The organism is Orrella sp. 11846 (assembly GCF_048820935.1).
Taxonomy (GTDB): Bacteria; Pseudomonadota; Gammaproteobacteria; order Burkholderiales; family Burkholderiaceae_B; genus Algicoccus.
This window is the reverse complement of record NZ_JBMERD010000004.1, coordinates 175,043-199,907: the sequence shown is the minus strand read 5'-3', so window position 1 is coordinate 199,907 and position 24,865 is coordinate 175,043. Positions and strand designations below refer to the sequence as shown.

The following is a 24,865-nucleotide window of genomic DNA, read 5'->3' as shown; positions in this document are numbered from 1 at the left end:
TGACTCAGCATCAACGGTCAATTTCGCCAAACACAATGTCCTGCGTACCAATAATCGTGACCGCATCGGCCAACATATGACCACGCGACATCTCATCCAATGCCTGCAAGTGCACAAAACCTGGTGCGCGAATCTTCAGACGATACGGTTTATTGGCACCGTCCGAAACCATGTAAATCCCAAATTCGCCTTTTGGATGCTCAACCGCCGCATAAGCTTGACCCTCAGGCACATGCATGCCTTCCGAGAACAACTTAAAGTGGTGAATCAGCTCTTCCATACCTGTCTTCATATTCACACGGCTCGGTGGCGCAACCTTGTGATCCTGCAAAATGACAGGTCCTGGGTTGTTACGCAGCCACTCCACACACTGGCGAATAATCCGGTTACTTTCACGCATCTCAGCCACACGACAGAGATAACGGTCATAGGAGTCACCATTGACGCCAACTGGAATATCAAACTCGACGCGATCATAGGCAGCGTAAGGTTGCGTTTTACGCAAATCCCACTCAACGCCTGAACCACGCAGCATAGGACCCGTAAAGCCCAGCGCCTTGGCACGTTCTGGATCAACCACACCAATGCCGACCAGACGCTGTTTCCAGATACGGTTATCTGTCAGCAAAGTCTCGTATTCGTCAACACATGCGGGGAAACGGTTTGTGAAATCTTCAATAAAATCCAGCAATGAGCCTGAGCGAGCTTCGTTCATGGCATCAATTTCTTTCTGCGAACGGTATTTGCTGTTGCGCTCATATTTGGGCATGGTATCGGGCAAATCACGATACACGCCACCGGGACGATAGTACGCAGCGTGCATACGTGCGCCTGAGACCGCGTCATAGCAGTCCATCAAATCTTCGCGTTCGCGAAAGGCATACAAGAAGACCGCCATGGCACCAACGTCAAGCGCGTGTGAACCCAAAGACATCAGGTGATTCAGCAAACGCGTAATCTCATCAAACATGGTGCGGATATACTGACCACGAATCGGGACAGTAATACCCAGCAACTTCTCAACCGCCATCACATAAGCGTGCTCGTTACACATCATCGACACATAATCCAGTCGATCCATGTAAGGCATGGCTTGCAAATACGTGCGGTTTTCTGCCAGCTTTTCGGTTGCACGGTGCAACAATCCAATGTGCGGATCCGCACGCTGAATTACCTCACCATCCATCTCAAGAATTAAACGCAAAACACCGTGTGCTGCCGGGTGCTGAGGCCCAAAGTTCAGGGTGTAACTTTTGATTTCAGCCATAATTAACGACCCACTCCATAACCATCCTCGCGCACCACACGCGCCACCACTTCACGAGGCTCAATTGTCACAGGCTGATAAATCACCCGACCCTGCTCCTCGTCATAACGCATTTCAACATACCCATAAATTGGGAAATCTTTACGGAACGGATAACCGATAAAGCCGTAGTCTGTCAGAATGCGTCGCAGATCCGGATGATCTTCAAACACAATTCCAAAGAGGTCATACGCTTCACGCTCAAACCAGTTCAATGATGGCCAAACGCCTTGCAAACTAGCAACCACAGGAAACTCCTGATCGGTTGGGAATGTTCGCACACGTAAGCGCCAGTTATTCTTAATGGACAGCAAATGCAAAACAACAGCGTAACGACCTGGTACGGCATTCAAACCCGTTTCTTCTGAACCGGCTTTACCCACAGCATACGTTAAGTAGTCGATACCACAGAGGTCAACACCAACCTCAAACCCTAACTCAGGTGTATCTCTTAACTGTAATGCGGTCGCTTCCCACTGATCGGGAGACACAGTCATTGTGATCTCACCGAGCGCTGACTCGAGCTCGACTTCCTCGCCGAACTGCGCTGTCAATGCCTTTTGCAATGTAGATAACCTGGACATTGTTTAAACCTGTGAATGAACTTTAAAACGCTTACGCGAATTGCAGCCAGACTAATTGTCAGCCGCCATTTTCCTGACAACTCTATTTATGAACGGGCAATGGTATTTGTCAGTCGAATCTTGTTTTGCATCTGCAACAAGCCGTACACCAGCGCCTCAGCTGTCGGTGGGCACCCCGGGACATAAATATCAACCGGAACCACCCGATCACAGCCACGAACGACTGAATAGGAATAGTGATAGTAACCACCACCATTGGCACAGGAACCCATTGAGACAACCCAACGCGGCTCTGGCATCTGATCGTACACTTTACGCAGCGCAGGTGCCATTTTGTTACACAGCGTACCTGCCACAATCATCAAGTCTGACTGCCTTGGACTGGGTCGGAAAATGATTCCAAACTGGTCCAAATCGTAACGGGCTGCACCTGCGTGCATCATTTCCACCGCACAGCAAGCCAAACCGAAAGTCATCGGCCACATTGAGCCTGTTTTGGCCCAATTGATGACTTTGTCCGCACTGGTCGTGAGGAACCCTTGTTTCATTACGCCATCCATCGCCATCGTCTCAACAACCACCCATAAACATACGTTGCGTCTTCATTACTCGCCTTCTGAATTGGATTACTCCCAATCCAGCGCGCCCTTTTTCCATTCGTAAATAAAACCCACTGTCAAAATCACCAAGAACAGCATGACCGTGACGAAACCGACCATCCCCAACGTCTTACTGGCAATAGCCCATGGGAACAGAAACGCGATTTCCAGATCGAACAGAATAAACAGAATCGCAACAAGATAATAGCGAACGTCGAATCGCATCCGCGAATCACCAAACGCCTCAAATCCGCACTCATACGGCGAAAGCTTTTCTGCATCAGGCTTTCTAGGTCCAATCAGTGCACCAGCCACCAGCAGCGCAAAACCAATACCTGTCCCAACCAGAATAAACATGAGCACAGGGAAATAGTGTTCCAGAATCATGACGCTTTCTCGAAAATCCGTACAAACCAGTAGATTGTATCATCTGCAACCACGAAAAGAAGGGGTTCCGTCACTCACCTCATGAAACCCTTCAGCTATCAGCCGTGCTTTACAAATGCAAATCGCACAACTAACGCAAACGGCACAATTAATATCTTGGCTCGTAATTTATCATTTGGCGAGCAAGACATAGACATATCCCGAACAAATCACTTCAGCTTCCAACCCACCATCAAATGACAGGACCTTCAAGCCTTCTCGATCACAGATGCATGACGACTACCTTCAAACCCTTGATACGCCATGCTAACAAGCCCTGAGGAACACATGCATCTGCGAAACAATCACAACTAAGCACTCAGAAAGTGTGTCTCATCCCCATTGAGACCGTGGCCATCTTCACGCCTTGCAACATTGTCATGTTGTTTCCATACGACACATATCCATACATCCCTGTTGATCGGGATAACTCGTAGCTTAATCCCACACTCGCGATCGTCTGAATTCCAGTGGGTGCACTCAAGCGACCTTTGAGCGAACCGCCAAGAAACATTTGCTGGACAGAAGCCATGAGCTTCACCCCTTCATCCAAGGGAACCGTCAAACCAAGCATCCACGATGAAGTCCGCATACTCTCCACAAAAACATTTTGTGAAATGTGGTTGACACCATAAGCATCTACTCCAGTTCCTTTTGGAATCTGCCATGGTCCTGTCAAACCACCGGTATGCTGACCATACGCACCATGTAAGACCGCCCCACCAAAGTCGTAGCTCGCGCCCACAAGCCATGCATCAATCTTTTTAGATGCAAAAGAAAAGCTCCCAGGTGCCTGTATGCGATCCCATCCGGCTGCAATTACCAATGGACCCTGATGGTAACGCAACCCGATCGATAAGACTCTAGTTCGGTTCCTAGTCTCATACGCCAAAGGTGCAGCACCGACCAGCTCGAATTGATCGGTCTTTGTATCGTATCGAGACAAACTCAAATCAGCATCAAACGAATATCCCAATCGAGCCGACAACCCCTCGAGATCAGGTGTTGTATACATCACCATATTGGAATACCGATTCATCGTCGTGGCGAGTGAATTCTGTAGACCTGCCGTCCCATACGAAGATTCAAACGGATCGATCCCTTTAAAGGCTGCAGTCACTGGCGATGTTCTGCGACCGAACTCTAAAGCACCGAACTCATCACCATGAATACCGAGCGTTGAGCGTCGCGCAAAACCGTCAGCACTTCTTCCCGATGAGGCATTTAAACCCTGCTCATATTCAAACGAGACTGACACACCATCACCCAGATCTTCAGCTCCTCTCAAACCCCAGCGAGATACATTTTGAGCGCCAGACACAACCCCAAAACTTGTAAACCGTTGGTGACCCTCAGCCTCATAAGATCTACCCGTCTGAAAGCTCTGATACTGAACCCCTAAATCTGTCACGCCTTGCAAAGTCACAGATGAATTTGCCAATGCAACACCAGACACAGTCATCAGTAGTGCGCCTAACAATTGTTTTTGAACCAAACACTTCTCCCAAAAATAATTTCACAAGCTGAACGCTTGAGCCTTAAACACTGGCTCAGATCAGCAATCACCCACAATGCAGCAAATCACCACAGGGGGGAATAATTATCTTTGAGGTAACCCAACTCGACTAATTAATGTGGGACAAACTCATCTACCTGTTGTCATGCAACCTCCGCACAGACGAATAGAAGCACGACATGTTGACAGAAACAATGAGCTGCCGTTCGTAACTGAGACATTGCATATTCAGGTGATTATGGTCAAATACATGACTGCTGTTGCAATGGCAGGTTTAGATTGGAAAACCGTTGAATCCTTGTCTGAAGCTGCTCTGGAGCTATATCCATTTATAGCGAGTACTTATCTGCAAATTTCATTACAAATAGGATCGATTTTGGTCGTCTGCAAAGATGCATGATTGAAGTCAGTTTCCAGAGGGCACCTTAAGCTCTGATGGCGGTGTCATACTACTGCGTCAGGTTAATCAACTTATTGATCTGCTGGCTGCAATTGCCGGCACACTTTGTGATCATCAGGACCTCACTCGCATTACACCCACCAAGATTTAGACTTGCAACACCCGTATACGCTGACTTCGAGTCATAAAGGCTTCAACGATCATGGCTAGCTTTGCAATGATCCTTTGATACAAACCACGGTTGGTTAGATTAAGCAATTGGACAGCAGCCTACATTACGTGGTTTCGAGACCAGCGTAAATCGTGAGTAGATCGTCACTTTGAAGCGAATACCGGTGGCGTAGCTCATCCTTTCTTTCACTAAATGCCCAACTCAGTTAATTCTGAATATTGATGCATCTGACATTCCTTTGGATAGTGAATAGGAAATGCAGTCTCCATCATCAAAACTACTGGTTACTCTTTTGCGTCACCAATGGCCCGATGTGCAATTCATTATGCGAAGAGATTCCGGATTCTGCCGACAATTACTGATTAACTGGTATGAACACAATTAAGTGCACTGCGTCACTGGACTAGCCCATTGCACTAGGCCACAAGAGGCTGTGAACCATTAGAGAAAAAAATTAAGGATTCACCATCAATACACAAGCCTTAAGCACTGTGCTGTCTATGAATTAACCTAAGGTGCTAGATCTGCTGCCCATCACATCGGCAGAAAAACAGATCCAGATCTTTGGTTAAAGAAATTAATCGAACGACGATCGATTAATGTAATTGTGATCGCACAAACCAATAAGACCTTTAGAATTATCTGGGCTTTGCTTGCGTACAGACGTGAACTCCAGCCTGATTACGCCGAAAAAATCAGCAGCATAATCAAGCCGATCAAATTGGATCACATCACACTGATGTAACAAAGGTTTGTTCAAATTTATACAGGGAAGTACACCCCACCAATTGCTCAGGCAATCATAAAATTAATGGCAAGATAGATCAGAACAGTAGTTGGCAAAGCTCGAACGAACTGAAGCACTTTGAGCGCGTGTAATCGATAGAGACGTCAACCAGCAGACACCATCAGGAACAGTGGCGCTCAGCCACACAAAAAGTCTGAGTGTACGACTGCAATCTCTCCCTTTTACCGTTAACAATTGAGGGTCTGTCGAAACAAGGGCATCCATGTACAGCTCATGTCGAGATTTGTATCCGCAGGGATGCGCTTATGTTTGGCGCACATACGCAAAAAGCCCCCGAAGGGGCTTTCTGATGAAACGTTCAGATTTCTGAACGTTTCTCTTAAGCAAGCGCGATGCTTAGAAGCGGTGACGGATACCGACAGCCACTGTGTTAGCCTTCACACCGTTCAACATTGCTACGTTGTTGACATAGGAGTAGTAAGCGTAAAGGTTTGTGCGCTTGGACAGATCGTATGTTGCACCGATAGATGCAATTGTCTGGTCAGACATACGGCTCACTGTCCATGTGTTAAAGGTACCGCCAGGGATCAATTGCTGGACAGAACCAAACACTTTCACATTGTCACCGATTGGTGCTGTCAGACCAACCATCCATGAGTTAGTACGAGCACCAGCGGCAAACAGCAAACCACCGCCACTGACTGTGCTACCTGCTGGGTTGCTTGTAAGCTCAGGCACGAGTGCGGTGCCACCAATCAAAGCTTGGTTGTTCACTACACCACCGATCTGCTGACCATAGGCTGCGTGAATTTTTGCGATTTTAAAATCATACGTTGCACCCAATGCCCAAACGTCGATTTTGTCGGAATTCAATCCTGCGGCATTCGGAGGAACGCCAACATATGCGCTTCCTGCTGCATTGATACGATCCCATGTACCAGCCACAAGCAACGGACCGTTTGCATAACGCAGACCAATCGAGATAGCACGTGTCTTGTTATTGGTTTCGTAAGCATAGGGTACGACAGGGTTCACTGGGTTGTTTGTGGTGCTCTGCAACACGCGTCCGTTACCGAGAGCGGTATCAAACGAATAACCCACTGCTGCTGTGAAACCGCTAAAGTTTGGTGTGGTGTACATCACCATATTCGAGTAACGAATAAAGTTTGTACCAAAGCTCTTTGTCAAAGCAGCTGTACCGAAAGCAGAACCGAAAGGATCAATACCTGAGAATGCATAGGTACTAGGTGCCGTACGACGACCCAGATCGATTGCACCCCATGTGCTGCTGCTCAAACCAACTGTCGACTGACGTGTAAAGTTGTTAGCACCTGTACCGTCATTGGCGTTCACTGAACTTTCGTATACAAAATTGGCTTTCAAACCACCACCGAGGTCTTCAACACCTTTCAAACCCCAGCGTGATCCGTTTTGAACACCGGACACCATACCGAATTTGCTCATTGAGCTTTTGGTTGTAATACCATCGGTAAATCTAAAGTTATTACCAGACTTCACATTCTGGAATTCGATACCCATGTCAACCACACCATACAGTGTGACTGAAGATTGTGCCGAAGCGGCGCCAGCAAAGCCAGCAAGCAGGGCGGCAGCGATCAGAGTCTTTTTCATTTAAGAAATCTCCGTTGAGTTTTATTTAACAAGAGCAACATTCAACCTCAGTTGTTTGCGCCCCCCTAACTCCGCTAAGGGAAGTTGTTGCCATTGCAGCAGATTTCTAAGGTTCTGGCTATGAATTCGCCGATTTATCTAAGAAACTGCCACAAAACTGTTGGGGTAACGCAACAAATTCAGTCGTACTATATTTTTGAGCTGAGGCATCATTTCGAACGTTTATGTGCGACTGCTCTGAAACGAAATGTACACCGCACCTCAGTTTTAAATCCAGCTTTACGCCCTATTTCTTCTATAAAACACCGTTTTAGCGCGTTTTTCTCAACTTTTTGTAGGCTTTATGCAACATTTCTCGATTTGTGAATTTCTAATCAAAGACTTTCTAATCGGCAATTAAACCGCTTATGTAAATCCAAGAACCGAGCTTATCGTCTGCAATTACCCGCCTTTCTGAAACCAGCAGCCTTGGCCTGAACTTCATCTGTAAAAAACTGCTGATTATGCGTCGCAACTTGATCGTAACTAGGACAGCCTTGGGGCAAGTGATACACGCGACTTCGTTTATTTCCGATGATGGGATTGGCTCCAGGGGGCAGGCTTCGATCCTGGCTGTGCGTTTCTCGGTCTTGTTCGCCCTTAGGCAACACGGATGCCTGCCCTACTACTTCTTTTGTACGTTGCGAATCAGACTGCACACCCTTTTCTTTCAGGGTTTTTAAACCCTCACCGCTAGGACGGTAATCTAATGTCCACGTTTTTTCGCCCGTTACAAACGGATTGTTGTGTCCCATTTCTGCAGCAATTCGCCGATCACGCTCCAATTCCCATGCATCAACAGGAAACTGTTTATGCCAAGCCATCAACAACCTCTGTTGCTGTCTAGACATTCTCAAGCCATATCGATCAAACATATAAAAGCTAACTCTGGCAACTCTGCCTTTGGCCTGGTCTCTGGGTTCAGTCGTACGGGCTTTAAAATCCGTTCTTGTCGTACATTGCCCATACTGATTCGGCATGCTTGTTGAAACCATACCGAAATTAAAATTGCTGCGATCTCCGTTTACCTCTCCAATCACAGGCGACAGATTGTGCAAATCTGCCTCCATGACATTAAAGACTGGATCATTTGCGGTGCAATTCTTGCGTCCACCCTGTTGCCAACATTGCCGTTGATGACCAATCGTCCAGGCAGGAACGATATGCTCCCATTCGATTCGGTTAGCTCGCTCCTGATTCTTTCGAACTTGGTACCCACAGGATCCCAAATCGACTCGCCCACCAGACTGACCTACCCAACGCCATTGGCAGCCGCAATAAAGTGTTCCCAGTTCCGACTGATTACGATCTGCGTATATTTTTGTGCGTGCGACTGTTTTCGCTTCAGAAAATGTCTGTGGTGCTGCGGCAACAGCCGAAACACCAACAACGAACAAAAGCATCGCAATCATGAAGCGCAGATAATTCCGAAGCATCTTTACAACCTATTCTTGTCAAACCCATTGATGGGGGTTCCACCCCAAAACAAATAGCGCCTAAGCATACCAGCGACCTTCTAATGGTCGACTAAAGCTCAGAACACTAGTTTGGCTAGATGTATTGCTGCTTCATGACTTACGAACTCAGTCGGTAAATTATCAGCTTCCTTTCCGCTCTCTGAATCATAAAGACTCTTCTCATGATGCGGCGGCTGAATGCCCATCATCACACCGTTTGCAGCCACTTTTGACTCAGCTCTTGCCTATGTGTTGCTGGATTAGATTCTTGATTGCTTTTGTGACAACTCACTTCACATTCCAAGCGCATTGAGGGCGCTTCTCGCCTCGCTACGCTCAACGATCCACGCTCTCAATAGCAAAAGAAAACCGAACGCCGAATCGGCTGCACCGATACGAAATTACGTCACACGTTGAACGCCGTCAAATAACCGCGCTTTCTGATCGGCGTTCACACTTTCCGGCCAAATATGCCTAAACTCATTGCCCACCGCTCATTTTGTCTGTAAACAGCTCGTCTTCGTACTAAGCATCCTTAAAAGATTAAAACGGTAGCACGTACAATATTGAAATTAATTTATATCGCTCATCAGTTTTCTAATGCCATCAAGCAGCTGATTGAAACTTTCAGAACGATTGCCACTTAGTCTCAACTGTTTTCCTATCTCTCTAGAACCAGATACTTTCTGATAACCTTTGGCAATACGCTTTAACTCCTGAGCCGCATTATTCATCCTATCAGGCGTCCGATACTTAGTATTATTTTGCAAACTGACCAGATTGGCTGGACCAATTGCTTGAGCAACCGAATACAAATCTCCCAAATAAAAGCTTTCTAGCTCTCGACAAGCAATACGAACTAACGCATAAGCACGGCCAGCCTCATGACATAGCCCTAATATACGTTGCTTGATTTCTCTACAATCGCCACTATCCTGATCCCTCATGACCAGAAAACGTGCTTTTGGATTCTGCCAAGCACGTAACCGAGCCACCAAACGCTTCTCCAGATCTTGCTTGCCTTCAAATACGACATAACGAATCGAGACACTGCCATCAAGTAATCGTGGCAAAACACCCTGCAACATGGCCTTAGCGGAAGGCTCCTCCAAAAACACCACCAACTCATTCATAGGGGATCTGCTCCCGGAAACAACCCATGCTTCCACAAATACCCCATCTGATCACCTTCGGCCACAAAAGCCTTTAATTGCGCATTATCCCGCGCACGGAAAATACTGGTATATCCTTTCTCTTTGGTTAACCAAAACACTTCGTCCAAATCCACCGCATTAAGAAAGTCTGGGGAATGGCTTGAAACAAATACTTGTCCACCTCGTTCGGCATAGGCTCTAAATTCTTCCGCCAGCTCCCACAGCAGGCTGGGGTAGAGCTGATTCTCTGGTTCCTCAATGCAAAGCAATGGATGGGGACTAGGGTCGTACAACAACACCAAAAAAGCGAACATTTTGATTGTGCCATCTGAGACTCTGCTATCAATGAATGGATCCTTAAAAGCGTCATCCTGAAAAGAGAGAATTAGGCGATTGTCTTGCGTCAGCACAGGTTTTATATCGGTCACGCCCGGCACTCGATGCTTCATCGCATTCACAATTTTCTGAAATACTTCTGGATAATTATCGTGAATATTACGCGCAACCAACTGTAGGTTATCTCCGGTGATCGAGAGGTGCTCAAACTCACCCAACGCTTCTTTACTACCTCGAGCACGGTTAATATGAAAATCTGAAATATGCCAGTTTTCAATCAATTGTCGAAAAGCACTAGCGGCTTGAAAGCGGGTAAATTGACCTAAGCCTTTAATTGCGAGCCCATCCCTACTAATTTCCTGATACTCACGTTGTAGTTCTTCGTTTTCCTTACCAAAATCCTCTTCATTGAGAATAGCGTAGCCCTCACCACCAGAGAAATCTAGAAAATGAAACGGAGAGCCGTAGCGACCACGTTTGTAGCGCAAAATCTCACGCCGCACTATCACTTGACCATCTTCTTGACCTATCTCTAATAGGTAAGTAACCAAGCGCTCGACACCGATCACGTCCATACGAAACTTGATTTCCAGCTCGATAGATTCTGCACCATCCACACCTCGACTCAACATTTCACGAAAACCACCCCGTACTTGCAAAGCTTGGCGTACGTTATATGTCAGACAATCCTTCAGAAAACCAAACACATCAAATAAGGTAGATTTACCGCTTCCGTTTGCGCCAACAACCACGCACAAACGTGGCAACTCATTCATTTCCGTTGCTTTGAAACTTTTATAGTTTTTCAGTCGAATACTTTCGATTCTCATGCTGCAGCCTTGTTAAAAATCTAGCCAAACCTAAATGCCACTTCGATCTTCATCCAACAAATCTAATCACGTTGTGGTGATACAGGACAGAAAACGCTCGTTACATCGTGATATCTTCAGTCTGCTTTCACAAACGTTTGATATGTACGGCAACTTTTGCCACCAGAGAGCAGCTTCTTCTCATCGAACTTATTTTAAATGTTTTCATAGTGAGGACATTTTCGCGGCTTAATATCGTTTGGACAAAACCAGTACTTTCATTGGCTCAAACGCCATGATTCAGAGCATCTATCTTTATATGTCCTGATTTGGGCATACACAACCATTTGCCCTCCTATTCATTTTGCAAATCAATAAAACCAGTCTCGCAACGAAATCTTTAGCATAAAAGATGCCTCTGAGACGTTTCAACCACCGTTGCCTCCATGCTGCGCACACAAAAAAACCCGCGTGACGCTTATGTTCATGCGGGCTTCTTCTTGGATCTTTAAATCGATTGTGATTTAAACAATCGATTTTTTAATTTGGTGCCGACGGCGAGAATCGAACTCGCACAGCTTTCGCCACTACCCCCTCAAGATAGCGTGTCTACCAATTCCACCACGTCGGCTTCATAACAAGAACGAGATTCTACCATTGAATTTAATCTTTTGCAGCAGGTATTGATGAACCTGACTGATCTGCTGCTCCAGATGCACCCGATGCGCTAGGCACCGCACTCGCTTTGGACTCAGGTGCTGCAGGAACAGATTGACTGGGCATAAAGCCTTCCATAATGCCTGTGTCTTGTTTGTCACCCGTCAAATTGCCCAAATAAGCTAAACCAATCGTTGCTGCAAAGAAAACAACTGCAGCCCACTTTGTAGCTCGTGACAAGAAGTTAGCCGCACCTGTGGAACCAAACAAGCTACCTGCTGAACCACTACCGAACGCAGAGCCCATATCAGCGCCCTTACCTTGCTGCAGCAACACCAGCACAATAATTGTGAACGATGCCAGTATTTGAACCACCAGCAGAATTGTGAATTGCGTAGACATAACGAGTAACTCGCTCCTAATGTGTATTTCTATCTCTTTCTATATTCAAGCAACCGCACGCTGTCTAGTCAGTTTGCGATTGCGTAAAATTCTGTTGCAACCAAAGAGGCGCCACCAACTAAGGCGCCATCAATGTTGTCCATGGCAAACAATTCGCCTGCATTATCTGGCTTGACGCTACCGCCATACAACAAAGGTACATTTTTCCCAGCATCACCGACCAGCTTTCGGATTAAAGCATGAACTTCACGCGCTTGTTCGGGTGTCGCACTGCGGCCTGTACCAATCGCCCAGACAGGCTCATAAGCAATCACGAGACGCGCAATCGCTTCATCACCCAACGCCAGCACAGGTTTTAACTGTCGCTCAATGACTTCGGCGACTTGCCCCTGGTCGCGCTCTTGCAATGATTCTCCGACACACACAACTGGCGTCAAACCGCCACGCAATGCGGCCAATGCTTTATCAGCCACGACCTGATCGGTTTCACCATGCAATGTGCGACGTTCCGAGTGTCCCACCAAAGCCCAGCGAGAACCAAATTCTGACAACATCGCTGCACTGACTTCACCCGTATACGCACCTTTGTCATGTGCGCTGACATCTTGTCCGCCCCAGGTGATCGGGGTGCCATCTAAAAGCTGTTGCGTCTGTGCCAGATAAGGTGCAGGGACGCACACAACCAGATCACTGCCGCATGTTCTGTCATAAAGCTCGCGCAGCTCACCGAGCAGAGCTTGGTTAGTCTGCAGCGAACCATTCATTTTCCAGTTGCCCATCACTAATCGACGCGCACGTGATGTGGGTGCGCTACTAAATTGAGTTTCCTGCGACGATGCAACTGAAGTATTTGTAGTCATGACTAAATTCAATAAGGTTGTATTAGAGATCATTCTTCTATGATGATCTGAAGACACCAACTTTTTAAATATTTCTATCGAAAGCGAGAGTGCGCTAACTAGCGGCGTCGGGCGACCCACGATCTTGTGTGTTCAACAATCGAATCGGTCAATACCCACAGCTAACTATAACGATCAATGCAATGGGGAATGCGTGACGCAACTCCCCATTGTAACGCTTCATTCTGTAAAAATCAGACAACTAGAATGATCTTACCGATCTGCTCACCTGCTTCCATCATGGCGTGCCCTGCGGACGCATCGGCTAAAGGCATGGTTGCGTGAATAATTGGCTCGATTTTGCCTGCCTCAAGTAAGGGCCAAACACGCTCTTGCAACTGTTTTGCGATCGCTGCCTTAAACGAAACAGGACGTGGACGTAAGGTCGAACCTGTAATCGTCAGACGACGACGCATCAACTCATTGGAATTAAACGAAGCACGGCTACCACCGAGTGTTGCAATAATCACAATCCGACCATCGTCGGCCAGACATTTCACATCCCGAGCAATGTAGTCGCCAGCCACCATATCCAGGATCACATTGACACGCTTGCCATCTGTGGCAGTTTTAATTTCCTCCACAAAATCTTGTGTTTTGTAGTTGATCCCTTTGACTGCACCAAGATTCTCCACGGCGGCAACCCGCTCATCGCTACCCACTGTGGCATAAACCTCATGGCCCAGCGCAGTCGCAATTTGAATTGCTGTTGTACCGATACCACTAGCGCCACCGTGCACTAACAAACGCTCACCTTCAGCCAAAGCACCTCGGTCAAACACATTAGACCAAACGGTGAAATATGTCTCTGGCAAACCAGCTGCCTGAATCATGGACAAACCTTTGGGTATGGGCAAACATTGCTCAATCGGTGCAACACAATACTCTGCATAACCGCCACCAGCCACCAACGCACAAATCTGATCGCCTTCTTTGAAAGGCGAATTGGCCAAATCACCTGAGACCACCTCACCAGCAATTTCCAGCCCAGGAATATCGGTTGCCCCTGGTGGCGGCGCATAATTACCTTGGCGCTGAAAGACGTCAGGACGGTTAATACCCGCCGCATGAACCTTAATCAACAATTCACCCGGACCCGCAACTGGCATTGGACGCTCAGTAATTTGCAGGACTTCTGGGCCACCTGGCTCTACGATTTCAATGGCTCGCATATTTTCTCCCAACAATTCATGACCAAACATTCATTATGCAACCTATCACGACTGAGGTGTACTTTTCTGGCATATTGGTGTTAGAATCTGCAACCTGTTAGATTGTTGTATCAAACAACAACTGTCTTTTATTCAAAGACAGATCTGTATCACGGTGGGTTGGCCGAGTGGTTGAAGGCACTAGTCTTGAAAACTAGCAAGGGGGTGACTCCTTCCAGGGTTCGAATCCCTGACCCACCGCCACTTATGTGCATACAACAAAGCCAAACGTATAGAAGCCCGCATATTCAAACGCATTGCGGGATTTTTTGTTGTTTCTATGTGTAGGACTACATAGCCAAGCATCCCCTATTAAGCCCTCGCCCTAAGTAGTACGCCTATTGTTGACTAATAAAGAGAGAGGACATCAGCTTCCAGTCTTGATCTTGCGTGCAATAACCTGAATCTGGGCCAACGCTTCGCGAGCTGTCTGATCAACCGGAATACCGTGTTCTCGGAACCAACGATCCTCAAACTCCCGAGTGAGCGCATCACGTTTAGCTCGACCAAGTGGTTTCGCCAAAATGCGCAACAATTTACGACGGCGCTTATATCGTTGCCAAGGTTTATTCTCCGCAGCTTGGTATGGATGATGACGCAAGCTCCAATCGTAGTGTTGATCTTGTATGCGTGCATCAATGATTTCAGCTCCCTCAAGAGAACTAATTAACGCAACAATGTCGTGGGAGACGGGCGACCAACTAGTTTGCCCACCCATTCGAAAAGTCGCCTTGTGATCATCGTTGAAACGACTCGGAAAAAAACCCTGTTCGTACAGATCTTCATCGGGAACCACAATAATCAAATAACCGCCAGGTTTAACCAAGCGCCACCAGCGGACCAACGCATCAGCAGGATCCGGCATGTGTTCTAAGCAATGACTACTATGGACTGCATCGTAGGCTTCAATCTCACGCAGCATATCGATCTGACCCGCATCACCATGCTCAAGATCAAACGGTTCGGCCCATGAGCAAACTGGATCACGACCGCAGCCAATATCAATCACTTTGCCTCGCAAATAGAGATCCGCAAAACCCGGACCACGTACTATATTAGTTTTTGTTGCTTCGTCCATAACTGCTACGCTCTACTTCATGATTCAATGAATTGTAGTGCATTGAGCAACGTACCATCGGAAGCGATTGACTGTATCCTCGATTAGGGATGTCAAAGACCGATAATCGATAAACATTCGAAACCTAACGTCAGACTCACATTACTTGCACCTCGATCAACACTGGTCAACAAAACAAAACGCAAACCAGTAACGTTTAAGTGCTTAAAAAAGAACATATCTGCCGAATAGCTATGACCTTGTGTCCAATATCGCTCGAATCTTCGCTTGATCTTCAGCTTGTTTTTCAATGGTTTTGGGTAAAAGCGCGATAATAATCCAGCCCAGAATAAACAAGAAGAAACCCAGTAAGGTTCCCGCAATTGGCCTACCCTTACCCGCACCGATCGCAAACCCCACACCACCGCTAATTAACACATACAAAAGAAACCCCATCTCCACTCCTTCTGCCCGTTCGTTTTTTATGCGACTCGGAACAACCGAACATCACCACAAACAAATCTTAGCCAAATTGCAACACCTTCCACCATATCTCAAACCATTTATCCAGCATAGCAACTGAATTCAAATAACTAGAATGACCGTTTAGCCGATACTGTTATTTAGTTACTAATTGCTCAGCATCGCTTATGATCAAGTTATCAGCACCTTTAAAGGAGACTGGCATGGCTGACACATGGTTAACCTCATTGATCACTGACACGCCACAAGAAGGCTTTGAACTCGCGATTACGATGAGCCGTCGTGGTGTCAAATACACACAACCTGACCCTGAAGTTCTGCATAAGTTGCGCCCCGTTTACGCAAACGATGCCAACACACTCACTGCCGCTTCACAGGTGATTGCCATCAACTTTCAAACGGTTGCTGCTGCGAACAATTACTGGCGCAAGTAACTTCCGATGCATTAAGAAACCAATGATCGGTTTCTTTGCAGTGACCTTACGAGACCGATGTCTCACGTTACACTCACACCTGATCGCCTTAAGGGCGCAGGTGTGTTTTTCATTCGGCCTCCATTCAAATTAATGAACAAAATTTATCTAATCAGTCTGATCATTGGCAGTCTGGAAGTGGCCTTTGTCACTTTCCTGACTCTGCAGTCCTACAACAGTAGTGGTTGGTGGATTCTGGCCATGCTGGCCTATTTCATTTACTGTTTCATCGTCGGTGGTACGCTTAAAAGCGTGTTGCTCCTTGCCGTCATGGCCATGTTCTTATCCATTTCGTATCTACATTACGGCTTTTGGGGTGCAGTCGGCATTTACGTCTTACTCGTCTTAGCTTTTGAACTGGGACCCTTGGTGCGTGGTAAACGCCGTATGAAACAACCCGACCCTGACCCTAAAACTGACTGAACTACGCCCTTTGGATAATTTACAGACGTCAGGATGAGCGTTACATTGAGACACACTGCGGTGTGTCTTTTTGTAAAATCCACAAAACATATACAAAAAGCTTGCCGATTCCGATGTAAGTCAACTAAGCACACCCACCCAAGGGAGGCCGTTCCATTGAAGCACTCTATTCTGATTGGCTGTGGTGCCGGGTTTTCTGGTGATAGGGTTGATGCGGCTTTACCTGTCGTACAAACCCTTGTGCATCGCGGTGGTCCAGCAGCCCTCATCTTTGAAAACCTCGCTGAACGCACATTGGCGATCAATCATCTGGCACGTCAAAACAACCCAAATCTAGGTTATGAGCCGCTACTCGAGTTAGAGCTGCGACCCATTCTGGCTTTATGTCTGCAACACAACATCACTATTGTGAGCAACTTTGGGGCAGCCAATCCACAAGCAGCAGCACGTAAAATTTTTGAACTGGCTTTTGAGCTCGGTTTAACACCACCCAAGATTGCCGTCGTGACAGGTGACGACTTATCAGATGCGCAAGGTCAGTCACTTCTCACGCAAACGCTCGGGGGTTCACTCCAATCCAAACGTTTTGTATGCGCCAATGTTTATCAAGGGGCACAGGCCATTGCACAAGCCATTTCTGCCGGAGCGCAAATCGTCGTGACGGGTCGTGTTGCCGATCCTAGCCTCGTGCTGGGTCCTGCCATGGCACATTACGGCTGGGCTGAAGACGATTGGGACAAGCTTGCCGGCGCCTCTATGGCTGGTCATTTGCTTGAATGTGGCTCCCAAGTCACGGGTGGTTACTTTGCAGACCCTGGCCATAAAGACGTTCCAGGCATGGATCAGATCGGTTTTCCGATTGCAGAAATCTTTGAAGATGGCACCTGCATTCTGACCAAAGCCGATCACACGGGTGGTCTTTTGAATCGACAAACCGTCATTGAGCAACTTTTATATGAAGTACATGATCCGGCTGCTTACATCACCCCGGATGTGGTTGCGGATATTACACAAGCACAGGTCACAGAAATCGCACCCAACATTGTTCAATTAACGGGTGTGCGCGGACACCCACGCACCAACACACTGAAAGTAAATGCTTTTTTTGATGGGGGCTGGTTTGGTGAAGGCGAGATTTCTTATTCAGGTCCTAATGCGCTGGCGCGCGCGCAGCTAGCTAGAGACACCCTCTCAAAACGACTGTCTCCACAACTGTCATTGCGATTTGATCTGATTGGCGTATGCAGCCTCTTTAATGATGACGACAGCACGCTTTTAAGTCAAAAGGAAGCCCAACTTACCAACGTGACCCCGTTCTCAGGACCACAAGATGTGCGCTTACGTGTGGCTGCCAAACATGACGATGTTTCAGCGATCGATGCTTTATTGCGTGAAGTCAATGCACTCTGGACCTGTGGCCCAGCCGGCGGCGGTGGTGTACGCGTCCATAAGCGCCCGCGATTGTCATTAGTCTCCTGCTTGCTTTCACGCGATCAGCTGCCCCAATCATTTGAGATTCTGTGAGGTCATTTATGCAATCAACTCGACTCTACGATCTGGCGCATGCAAGAACCGGTGACAAAGGCAACCGCATCAATATCAGTGTTATCGCGTACCAACCGCAAGATTACGAACGCTTAGTTCGTGAGGTCACCGAAGCCCGCGTCAAAGCACATTTTGCGTTTCGCTCACCTAGTCAGGTCACGCGTTATCTGCTTCCGAATTTACAAGCCATGAACTTTGTGATTGATGACGTCTTGCAAGGGGGTGTCAACGACGCTTTAAATCTGGATATGCACGGAAAATCATTATCTTTTCATTTGCTTTCTATGGAAATACAAGGACAGATTTAGAGACAAACATAGGGGTATAGGGCATGTCAGCGCTTAGGTAACGGTATGCTTATAAGTGAAAGATTGTTTTTTCTACCTTCAGGCTCTGCACTTACTGCAAAGGATTGAGTTTTGAATCAGTTAACTGACAGTTATGGTCGCAAAATTGAGTATGTGCGCATCAGCGTCACAGACCGCTGTGATTTGCGTTGCGCCTACTGTATGCCCGTGGGGTTTAAGGATTACCGCGAACCCGCTGGCTGGCTGCATTTTGATGAAATCGTTCGCTTGGCAAGCATCTTGTCGGCGCACGGTACTCGCCGCATTCGCTTAACAGGTGGTGAGCCATTACTGCGAAAAAACCTACCCGATCTAGTGGCTCGTTTGCGTGATGAAGCCAATATCCCGGATGTGTCCGTCTCCACCAATGCGGTGCGACTTCCCCGCTTTGCGAAAGCCTTAAAGGAAGCCGGACTTGCCCGCGTCAATATCAGTCTCGATAGTCTTGATCGCGAAAAAATCGCGAAAATCTGCGGCCGTGATGTCTTGCCACAAATTCTCGCAGGCATTGATGCAGCTCTAGAAGCCGATCTGCGACCCGTCAAAATCAACATGGTTTTGATGCCAGGCGTCAACGACATGGAAGTTGAAGACATGTTCAACTTCTGTCGAGAGCGCGGTTTAACGCTACGCATGATTGAAACCATGCCCATTGGGGATACCGGTCGTAAAACAGGCACTGTGTCACTGCAACCCGTGATGGCCAAACTACGCGAAGAGCACGGACTCATCCCCGTCATGATTCCACTAGGTGGCGGTCCTGCTCGCTACTGGCAAACACCAGATGGCAAAACACAGATTGGTTTCATCACACCAATTAGTGACCATTTCTGTGAGACCTGTAATCGCGTCCGTTTATCCGTCGATGGCACCATTTACCTGTGCTTGGGTCAAGAGGCTCGAATTGAAATGCGAGATCTCTTAAGACAGCATCCCGATGATGATAGACCGATTCTTGACGCACTGCGTCAAGGTATCGAACAAAAGCCTTGGCAACATGACTTCTTACAAACCCCGGAAAAAATTGTCCGTTTCATGTCCCAAACCGGGGGCTAATTCTTCACGACCGAGTGATATGTCCAATACAGATAAGCCACGCCGCCCTCTTTTAGATTTTGATGAGGCTCGACAACGCCTGATGGCGCATGCCCGACCGATCACACAAACTGAAACCGTTCCTCTACTGCAGGCGGTTAATCGCGTTTTAGCGCAGTCCGTGCAATCGCCCATGAACGTCCCTGGTTTTGATAACAGCTCTATGGACGGCTATGCCATTTGTCCAGAAGAAGCGACTGCCAGCCCAATGCGCTTGACCGTCACGCAGCGCATCGCTGCCGGCATGTGCGGCATGCCACTACAACCCGGACAAGCAGCCCGCATTTTTACAGGTGCTCCCGTGCCGCGCGGAACCTATGCCGTTATCCCCCAAGAAAACGTGCAAGTACTTTCTGAAACTGAAATTGAAACCCACGTGACTTGTGCACAAGGCGACTTCATACGCAAACGTGGGGAAGACATTTCTCAAGAGAGTGAGATACTGGCTGCGGGTACGTTAATACACCCCGCCCATCTTGCTCTGGCTGCGTCTGTCGGCATTACCGAATTGGTCGTTGCCCGCCCATTAAAAATCGCACTGTTACTAACAGGCGATGAGCTGGTTGAACCCGGTCAACCACTGGGCAATGGTCAAATCTACAATAGCAACCGTTATTGGTTGCAAACACTCCTCACACAATTAGGCTGCGAGGTCTTGGACCCGGGCATTGTGCCCGATACGGCCATCAGCACACAGCGTGCGCTGCAAGCTGCAAGCCATGAAGCCGACGTAATCATTACGTGCGGTGGCGTATCTGTCGGTGAAGAAGACCATGTGCGCGCAGCCGTGGAGTCTATGGGTCAGATTGATCTATGGCAAATTGGCATGAAACCTGGCAAGCCTCTGGCCTATGGCAAAGTCCATGACACCGACATCCTAGGCCTGCCCGGCAATCCAGTCAGTGCCTATGTCACATTTTTGTTAATGGGTTTGCCGTTTTTACGTGCACGTCTAGGTCAAGCAGCCCAACCGCTCGCCCATCAACCCATGATTGCCGGTTTTGATTGGCCCAGAGCAGACTCGCGCCGTGAATTTATCCGTGTGCGGCGCCGTACTGTCAGTCCGGGCGTTGTGGTCTTGGAACGCTGGCCCAACCAAAGCTCAGGCGTGATGAGCAGTGTGGCTTGGGCTGATGGTTTAGTCGACATTCCAGCCGGGCACTGTTTCTCAGCGGGCGACACGGTTGCCTACTTACCAATGGCTGATTTAATTGCCCTTTCATCATGACAATTACAATTCTTTTTTTTGGGGAACTGCGTGAGCAACTCGGTCGATCAGACGAAACGCTCGAGTTATCTGCTGACACAGTGACCGTGCAAGACCTCATCGATCAACTCACTGCTCAAGGTGAACCTTGGTCACAAGCCTTCTCCAGCCAATACCCACTCCAAGTAGCGGTCAATCAAGAGATGGCGCAAATGAGTAGCGCTATTCCTGATAAGGCTGAGATCGCGTTTTTCAGACCCGTAACGGGAGGCTAAGCGATGTCAGCAGCTCAACTTGAGATCCGAGTTCAAGCCGAGCCTTTTCAGGCGGGAGAAGAATACGAGAGTTTTCTGGCAGGCAACACAACCGAAGGTGCGTTTGCCTCATTTGTCGGACGGGTGCGTGATTTCAATACTGGTAGCACGGTGCATACACTGGAACTCGAACACTACCCCGGCATGACAGAGCAGGTCATTCAAGCCATCGCTCAAGAAGCCGCACAACGCTGGCCGATTGCTGCTGTTCGCGTCATTCATCGCTACGGCAAACTCTTTCCTGGTGACAATATCGTTTTAGTGCTCACCAGCAGCGCACACCGTCATGCCGCGCAAGATGCCTGTGCCTACATCATGGATCACCTCAAAACGCGTGCCACCTTCTGGAAAAAAGAACAAACACCAGATGGATCACACTGGGTTCAGCATCGACAAAGCGATGACGACGCGCTGTCCCGCTGGGAAACCGACGCTTCATAGAGAACAACAAGATGTCTAAACAACTCACGCACTTTGATGCCCAGGGTCAGGCCCACATGGTCGATGTCGGCAGCAAACCACAAACACCCCGTTTAGCACGTGCCAGCGGCCTGATTCAATTATCTGACGTGTCGTACACACGACTCACCGAAGGAAGCAGCAAAAAAGGCGATGTACTAGGCATTGCACGCCTTGCTGGCATCATGGCTTCCAAACAAACCGGCACACTCATCCCGCTGTGCCACCCCATTGCACTGACTCAAGTCAGCGTTGAGTTTGACCAAGATGCGCAACAACAAACCGTGCGATGCATCGCAACGGCACAAACTGTTGGCCCAACCGGTGTTGAGATGGAAGCGTTAACTGCGGTCAGTGTGGCTTTACTCACCATCTACGACATGCTCAAAGCCGTGGATCGTGCCATGGTCATTCGAGACATTCAACTCGAAGAAAAAGTCGGGGGTAAGTCCGGACATTGGTTGCGTCAAGACAGCGTCTAGCCGAAGATTTACGACAGCACACATTCTGTATGATGGACGGTTACTGTGCCGATTGATCACTATTTTTCAAGATCAGTTCATAATCTCACGGCTCAGGATCGTCCATAAAGATCCTCGAAACGCACGATATCATCTTCACCAAGATACGCGCCCGACTGAACCTCGATCATTTCCAGAGGAATCGCACCGGGGTTTTCCAAACTATGGATTTCCCCAACAGGGATATACGTAGACTGATCCTCTGTCATCAGGAAAGTTTTATCACCAATTGTCACTTTGGCTGTGCCCGAAACAACAATCCAGTGCTCTGCACGATGATGATGCATTTGCAAAGACAATCTTGCACCGGGCTTAACCGTAATGCGCTTAACCTGATAACGGTGGCCTGCGTCGATCGAATCATATTTTCCCCAAGGTCGATAAACAACACGGTGGCTCTGATACTCGTGACGGCCCTTACCCTTTAAGATCGACACGATCTGTTTGATCTCTTGCGCATCCGATTTATTTGCGATCAGCAAAGCATCATCTGTATCCACAACGACTAAGTTCTCCACACCAAGTAGGGTCACAAGTTTGCTGTGCGCACAGACCAAATTATTTTGGCTATCTTGCAAAACAACATCTTCAGTCGTCAGATCATCACGAACCATCACGACATTGCCGTGCTCATCTTTATCCTTGATTTCCCACAATGCTGACCAACTTCCAACGTCACTCCAACCCGCATCCAGCTCCGCAACCACCACTTTGTTATTTGCTTGCGCACACAAGGGTTCCATCAGTGCGTAGTCAATCGAGTTTTCAGGGCAATCCATGAACGCCTGTGCATCAATGCGTGTGAAGTCCTGATCAACTGTCACGGATTCCATCGCTTTTTGGCAAGCACTTAATATTTCAGGTTGATATTTACGCAGTTCTTCTAAGTACTGGTCTGCACGCAACATAAAGATGCCACTATTCCAAAGGTAATCACCTTGATCGAGATACTCTTGCGCAGTCGCTGCATCAGGTTTCTCTACAAACGCTCGCACTTGCCGTAAATCATGACCTAACTCATCACCTGTATGGATGTACCCATAAGCCGATGTCGGTTCTGTTGGTGTGACACCCAAGACACCAAAACAACCCTCCTCCACCTGTGGCAACAAACGACACACAGCCTGTCGAAATGCCGCATCATCCAAAATAGTGTGATCTGTCGCTAAAACGAGCAGCACAGGGGAACTTTCACAAGAATGTTGGATGGCATGTAATGCTGCAAGTGCAATCGCTGGCGCAGTATTGCGCCCCACAGGCTCCAACAAAATATCAACATCGAGTTGCTGTTGACGAAGTTGTTCTGCAACAAGAAACCGATGCTCCTCATTACAAATCACAATGGGTTTTTCAACCGGCAATCCTGACAAACGTTGAGCCGTCTCCTGCAACAAGCTCAGATGACTGTTGAGCGCCAAGAATTGTTTGGGATAAGCAGCACGTGACAATGGCCACAAACGCGTGCCGGATCCTCCGGCCATAAGAACTGGAATCATTTAAAACACCATTCAGCATGCTGATGCACGTACGACCTGATCAAAAACCACATTGATCCAATCACTGTGGTTTTGCTTTTAATGATGAAACAAGGCTATCTTTTTTATACGAACTTAAACTTTAAGAGCTTACTCTATTGACGAATATTGGTCTGATTGTCTAAAAACCATTGATACGTCTTACGTAACCCATCCTCTAATGCAGTATTTGCCTGCCAACCTAAGGCTTTCAAACGCGAGACATCCATCAGTTTTCGGAGCGTACCATCTGGCTTACTGCTGTCAAAACAAACATCACCCTTAAAGCCGACCACTTTTTTCATAGTTTGAGCCAACTCAAAAATCGTGCAATCAACACCGGTTCCAATGTTGATGTGTGACAGCATCGGTTGAGTATGTGCTTCATACGCTTCCTTGTCCAAGCGCATGACGTATACACAAGCAGCCGCCATGTCGTCAACATACATGAATTCGCGCATCGGTTTACCTGTGCCCCAAACGACCACTTCGTTATCTTTTGCGATTTTCGCTTCATGAAAGCGACGCATCATGGCCGGGATCACATGACTATTTTCCGCATGAAAATTATCACCCTGACCATACAAATTGGTTGGCATCACACTGCGATAGTCCCGTCCATATTGGCGGTTATAACTTTCACACAGTTTAATGCCTGCAATCTTTGCGATCGCATAAGGCTCATTGGTTGGTTCCAACGTACCGGTCAATAAAGCATCTTCACGCATGGGCTGCTCAGCCCACTTTGGATAGATACACGAAGAGCCTAGATACAATAGCTTTTGAACCCCTGACAAATGGGCTGCGTGAATCACATTACTCTGGACCATCAAGTTTTCATAAATAAATTCGGCGGGATAGGTATTGTTTGCATGAATCCCACCCACCTTGGCAGCTGCTAAATACACCTCATCAATCTGTTCGTTTGAAAAGAAATCTTGCACAGCAGCTTGATCAAGCAAATCCAGTTCAGCACGGCTTTTTGCGATCAATTCAATATTTTCATTGCCTTGCAATTGACGCACTAACGCGGAACCCACCATACCACGGTGACCAGCAACATAAACACGCTTAATCATG

At 47.7% G+C, this 24,865-nt stretch carries 26 protein-coding genes and 2 tRNA genes; 11 read left to right on the top strand and 17 right to left on the bottom strand.

Going from position 1 to position 24,865, the window contains the following annotated elements; genetic code table 11:
• Positions 1 to 10: 10 nt before the first annotated feature.
• The 5 genes from ACOI06_RS05145 to ACOI06_RS05125 form a co-directional block, all read right to left on the bottom strand.
• Positions 11 to 1,267: an NADH-quinone oxidoreductase subunit D gene (locus ACOI06_RS05145; protein WP_420661439.1), complete on the bottom strand. Its 1,257-nt coding sequence runs from the start codon at positions 1,265 to 1,267 to the stop codon at positions 11 to 13.
• Positions 1,268 to 1,269: 2 nt separating this feature from the next.
• Complete coding sequence (locus ACOI06_RS05140; RefSeq protein ID WP_420661438.1) at positions 1,270 to 1,890, bottom strand: NADH-quinone oxidoreductase subunit C; 621 nt, start codon at positions 1,888 to 1,890, stop codon at positions 1,270 to 1,272.
• Between the two features lie 86 nt (positions 1,891 to 1,976).
• A complete protein-coding gene (locus ACOI06_RS05135) occupies positions 1,977 to 2,456 on the bottom strand; it encodes a NuoB/complex I 20 kDa subunit family protein (protein WP_420661477.1) in 480 nt (159 codons plus the stop codon).
• A 60-nt stretch (positions 2,457 to 2,516) separates the two neighbouring features.
• On the bottom strand, positions 2,517 to 2,876 hold the full coding sequence (locus tag ACOI06_RS05130) for an NADH-quinone oxidoreductase subunit A (protein WP_420661437.1): 360 nt from the start codon (positions 2,874 to 2,876) through the stop codon (positions 2,517 to 2,519).
• A 358-nt stretch (positions 2,877 to 3,234) separates the two neighbouring features.
• Positions 3,235 to 4,410: a porin gene (locus ACOI06_RS05125; protein WP_420661436.1), complete on the bottom strand. Its 1,176-nt coding sequence runs from the start codon at positions 4,408 to 4,410 to the stop codon at positions 3,235 to 3,237.
• A 271-nt stretch (positions 4,411 to 4,681) separates the two neighbouring features.
• Between ACOI06_RS05125 and ACOI06_RS05120 the strand changes: the two genes are divergently transcribed.
• Complete coding sequence (locus ACOI06_RS05120; protein ID WP_420661435.1) at positions 4,682 to 4,831, top strand: hypothetical protein; 150 nt, start codon at positions 4,682 to 4,684, stop codon at positions 4,829 to 4,831.
• Between the two features lie 1,316 nt (positions 4,832 to 6,147).
• Here the strand turns inward: ACOI06_RS05120 and ACOI06_RS05115 are convergent.
• From ACOI06_RS05115 to ACOI06_RS05080, 8 genes are all read right to left on the bottom strand, one after another.
• Positions 6,148 to 7,383, bottom strand: a complete 1,236-nt coding sequence (locus ACOI06_RS05115) for a porin (RefSeq protein ID WP_420661434.1) — start codon at positions 7,381 to 7,383, stop codon at positions 6,148 to 6,150.
• 428 nt (positions 7,384 to 7,811) lie between these two features.
• Positions 7,812 to 8,858 (bottom strand): endonuclease, encoded by a 1,047-nt coding sequence (locus ACOI06_RS05110; protein ID WP_420661433.1) that lies wholly within the window; start codon positions 8,856 to 8,858, stop codon positions 7,812 to 7,814.
• Between the two features lie 593 nt (positions 8,859 to 9,451).
• A complete protein-coding gene (locus tag ACOI06_RS05105; RefSeq protein ID WP_420661432.1) occupies positions 9,452 to 10,012 on the bottom strand; it encodes a DUF4276 family protein in 561 nt (186 codons plus the stop codon).
• Complete coding sequence (locus tag ACOI06_RS05100) at positions 10,009 to 11,199, bottom strand: AAA family ATPase (RefSeq protein WP_420661431.1); 1,191 nt, start codon at positions 11,197 to 11,199, stop codon at positions 10,009 to 10,011. The genes ACOI06_RS05105 and ACOI06_RS05100 overlap by 4 nt, the downstream gene beginning before the upstream one ends.
• Positions 11,200 to 11,724: 525 nt before the next feature.
• Positions 11,725 to 11,809 (bottom strand) — tRNA-Leu (locus tag ACOI06_RS05095).
• Between the two features lie 32 nt (positions 11,810 to 11,841).
• Positions 11,842 to 12,237 (bottom strand): preprotein translocase subunit SecG, encoded by a 396-nt coding sequence (gene secG, locus ACOI06_RS05090; RefSeq protein ID WP_420661430.1) that lies wholly within the window; start codon positions 12,235 to 12,237, stop codon positions 11,842 to 11,844.
• 68 nt (positions 12,238 to 12,305) lie between these two features.
• Positions 12,306 to 13,016 carry a triose-phosphate isomerase gene (tpiA, locus tag ACOI06_RS05085; RefSeq protein ID WP_420661476.1) on the bottom strand — a complete coding sequence of 237 codons (711 nt, stop codon included), beginning with the start codon at positions 13,014 to 13,016 and terminating at the stop codon, positions 12,306 to 12,308.
• Positions 13,017 to 13,330: 314 nt separating this feature from the next.
• Positions 13,331 to 14,308 (bottom strand): NAD(P)H-quinone oxidoreductase, encoded by a 978-nt coding sequence (locus tag ACOI06_RS05080; protein ID WP_420661429.1) that lies wholly within the window; start codon positions 14,306 to 14,308, stop codon positions 13,331 to 13,333.
• A gap of 153 nt (positions 14,309 to 14,461) precedes the next feature.
• Here ACOI06_RS05080 and ACOI06_RS05075 point away from each other — a divergent pair.
• Positions 14,462 to 14,551, top strand: a tRNA-Ser gene (locus tag ACOI06_RS05075).
• Positions 14,552 to 14,714: 163 nt separating this feature from the next.
• On the opposite strand, the gene ACOI06_RS05070 is transcribed toward ACOI06_RS05075, so the two are convergent.
• Together ACOI06_RS05070 and ACOI06_RS05065 are read right to left on the bottom strand one after the other, a co-directional pair.
• On the bottom strand, positions 14,715 to 15,425 hold the full coding sequence (locus ACOI06_RS05070) for a methyltransferase domain-containing protein (protein WP_420661427.1): 711 nt from the start codon (positions 15,423 to 15,425) through the stop codon (positions 14,715 to 14,717).
• 231 nt (positions 15,426 to 15,656) lie between these two features.
• Positions 15,657 to 15,860, bottom strand: coding sequence for a hypothetical protein (locus tag ACOI06_RS05065; protein WP_420661426.1), 204 nt, complete (start codon positions 15,858 to 15,860; stop codon positions 15,657 to 15,659).
• Positions 15,861 to 16,090: 230 nt separating this feature from the next.
• Here ACOI06_RS05065 and ACOI06_RS05060 point away from each other — a divergent pair, with 230 nt between their 5' ends.
• The 9 genes from ACOI06_RS05060 to moaC all read left to right on the top strand — a co-directional run bounded on the left by ACOI06_RS05060 (position 16,091) and on the right by moaC (position 22,232).
• Positions 16,091 to 16,321, top strand: coding sequence for a hexameric tyrosine-coordinated heme protein (locus ACOI06_RS05060; RefSeq protein ID WP_420661425.1), 231 nt, complete (start codon positions 16,091 to 16,093; stop codon positions 16,319 to 16,321).
• Between the two features lie 57 nt (positions 16,322 to 16,378).
• Positions 16,379 to 16,783, top strand: a complete 405-nt coding sequence (locus tag ACOI06_RS05055; RefSeq protein WP_420661424.1) for a hypothetical protein — start codon at positions 16,379 to 16,381, stop codon at positions 16,781 to 16,783.
• Positions 16,784 to 16,939: 156 nt separating this feature from the next.
• Entirely contained in the window at positions 16,940 to 18,307 is a 1,368-nt protein-coding gene (locus ACOI06_RS05050; RefSeq protein WP_420661423.1) for an acyclic terpene utilization AtuA family protein, read from the top strand.
• Positions 18,308 to 18,315: 8 nt separating this feature from the next.
• Positions 18,316 to 18,636, top strand: a complete 321-nt coding sequence (locus tag ACOI06_RS05045; protein ID WP_420661422.1) for an AtuA-related protein — start codon at positions 18,316 to 18,318, stop codon at positions 18,634 to 18,636.
• A 111-nt stretch (positions 18,637 to 18,747) separates the two neighbouring features.
• Positions 18,748 to 19,731 (top strand): GTP 3',8-cyclase MoaA, encoded by a 984-nt coding sequence (gene moaA / locus ACOI06_RS05040; RefSeq protein ID WP_420661421.1) that lies wholly within the window; start codon positions 18,748 to 18,750, stop codon positions 19,729 to 19,731.
• A gap of 19 nt (positions 19,732 to 19,750) precedes the next feature.
• Positions 19,751 to 20,998: a gephyrin-like molybdotransferase Glp gene (glp, locus tag ACOI06_RS05035; RefSeq protein ID WP_420661420.1), complete on the top strand. Its 1,248-nt coding sequence runs from the start codon at positions 19,751 to 19,753 to the stop codon at positions 20,996 to 20,998.
• Positions 20,995 to 21,252, top strand: a complete 258-nt coding sequence (moaD, locus tag ACOI06_RS05030; protein ID WP_420661419.1) for a molybdopterin converting factor subunit 1 — start codon at positions 20,995 to 20,997, stop codon at positions 21,250 to 21,252. The genes glp and moaD overlap by 4 nt, the downstream gene beginning before the upstream one ends.
• Positions 21,253 to 21,255: 3 nt before the next feature.
• Positions 21,256 to 21,732, top strand: coding sequence for a molybdopterin synthase catalytic subunit MoaE (gene moaE / locus ACOI06_RS05025; RefSeq protein ID WP_420661418.1), 477 nt, complete (start codon positions 21,256 to 21,258; stop codon positions 21,730 to 21,732).
• A gap of 11 nt (positions 21,733 to 21,743) precedes the next feature.
• The gene (moaC, locus tag ACOI06_RS05020) at positions 21,744 to 22,232 is read left to right on the top strand and encodes a cyclic pyranopterin monophosphate synthase MoaC (protein ID WP_420661417.1); all 489 of its coding nucleotides are present in this window, start codon (positions 21,744 to 21,746) and stop codon (positions 22,230 to 22,232) included.
• A 92-nt stretch (positions 22,233 to 22,324) separates the two neighbouring features.
• Here the strand turns inward: moaC and ACOI06_RS05015 are convergent, their stop codons facing one another.
• Positions 22,325 to 23,767 (bottom strand): mannose-1-phosphate guanylyltransferase/mannose-6-phosphate isomerase, encoded by a 1,443-nt coding sequence (locus ACOI06_RS05015; RefSeq protein WP_420661416.1) that lies wholly within the window; start codon positions 23,765 to 23,767, stop codon positions 22,325 to 22,327.
• Between the two features lie 134 nt (positions 23,768 to 23,901).
• Entirely contained in the window at positions 23,902 to 24,864 is a 963-nt protein-coding gene (gene fcl, locus ACOI06_RS05010) for a GDP-L-fucose synthase (protein ID WP_420661415.1), read from the bottom strand.
• Position 24,865: the final 1 nt, after the last annotated feature.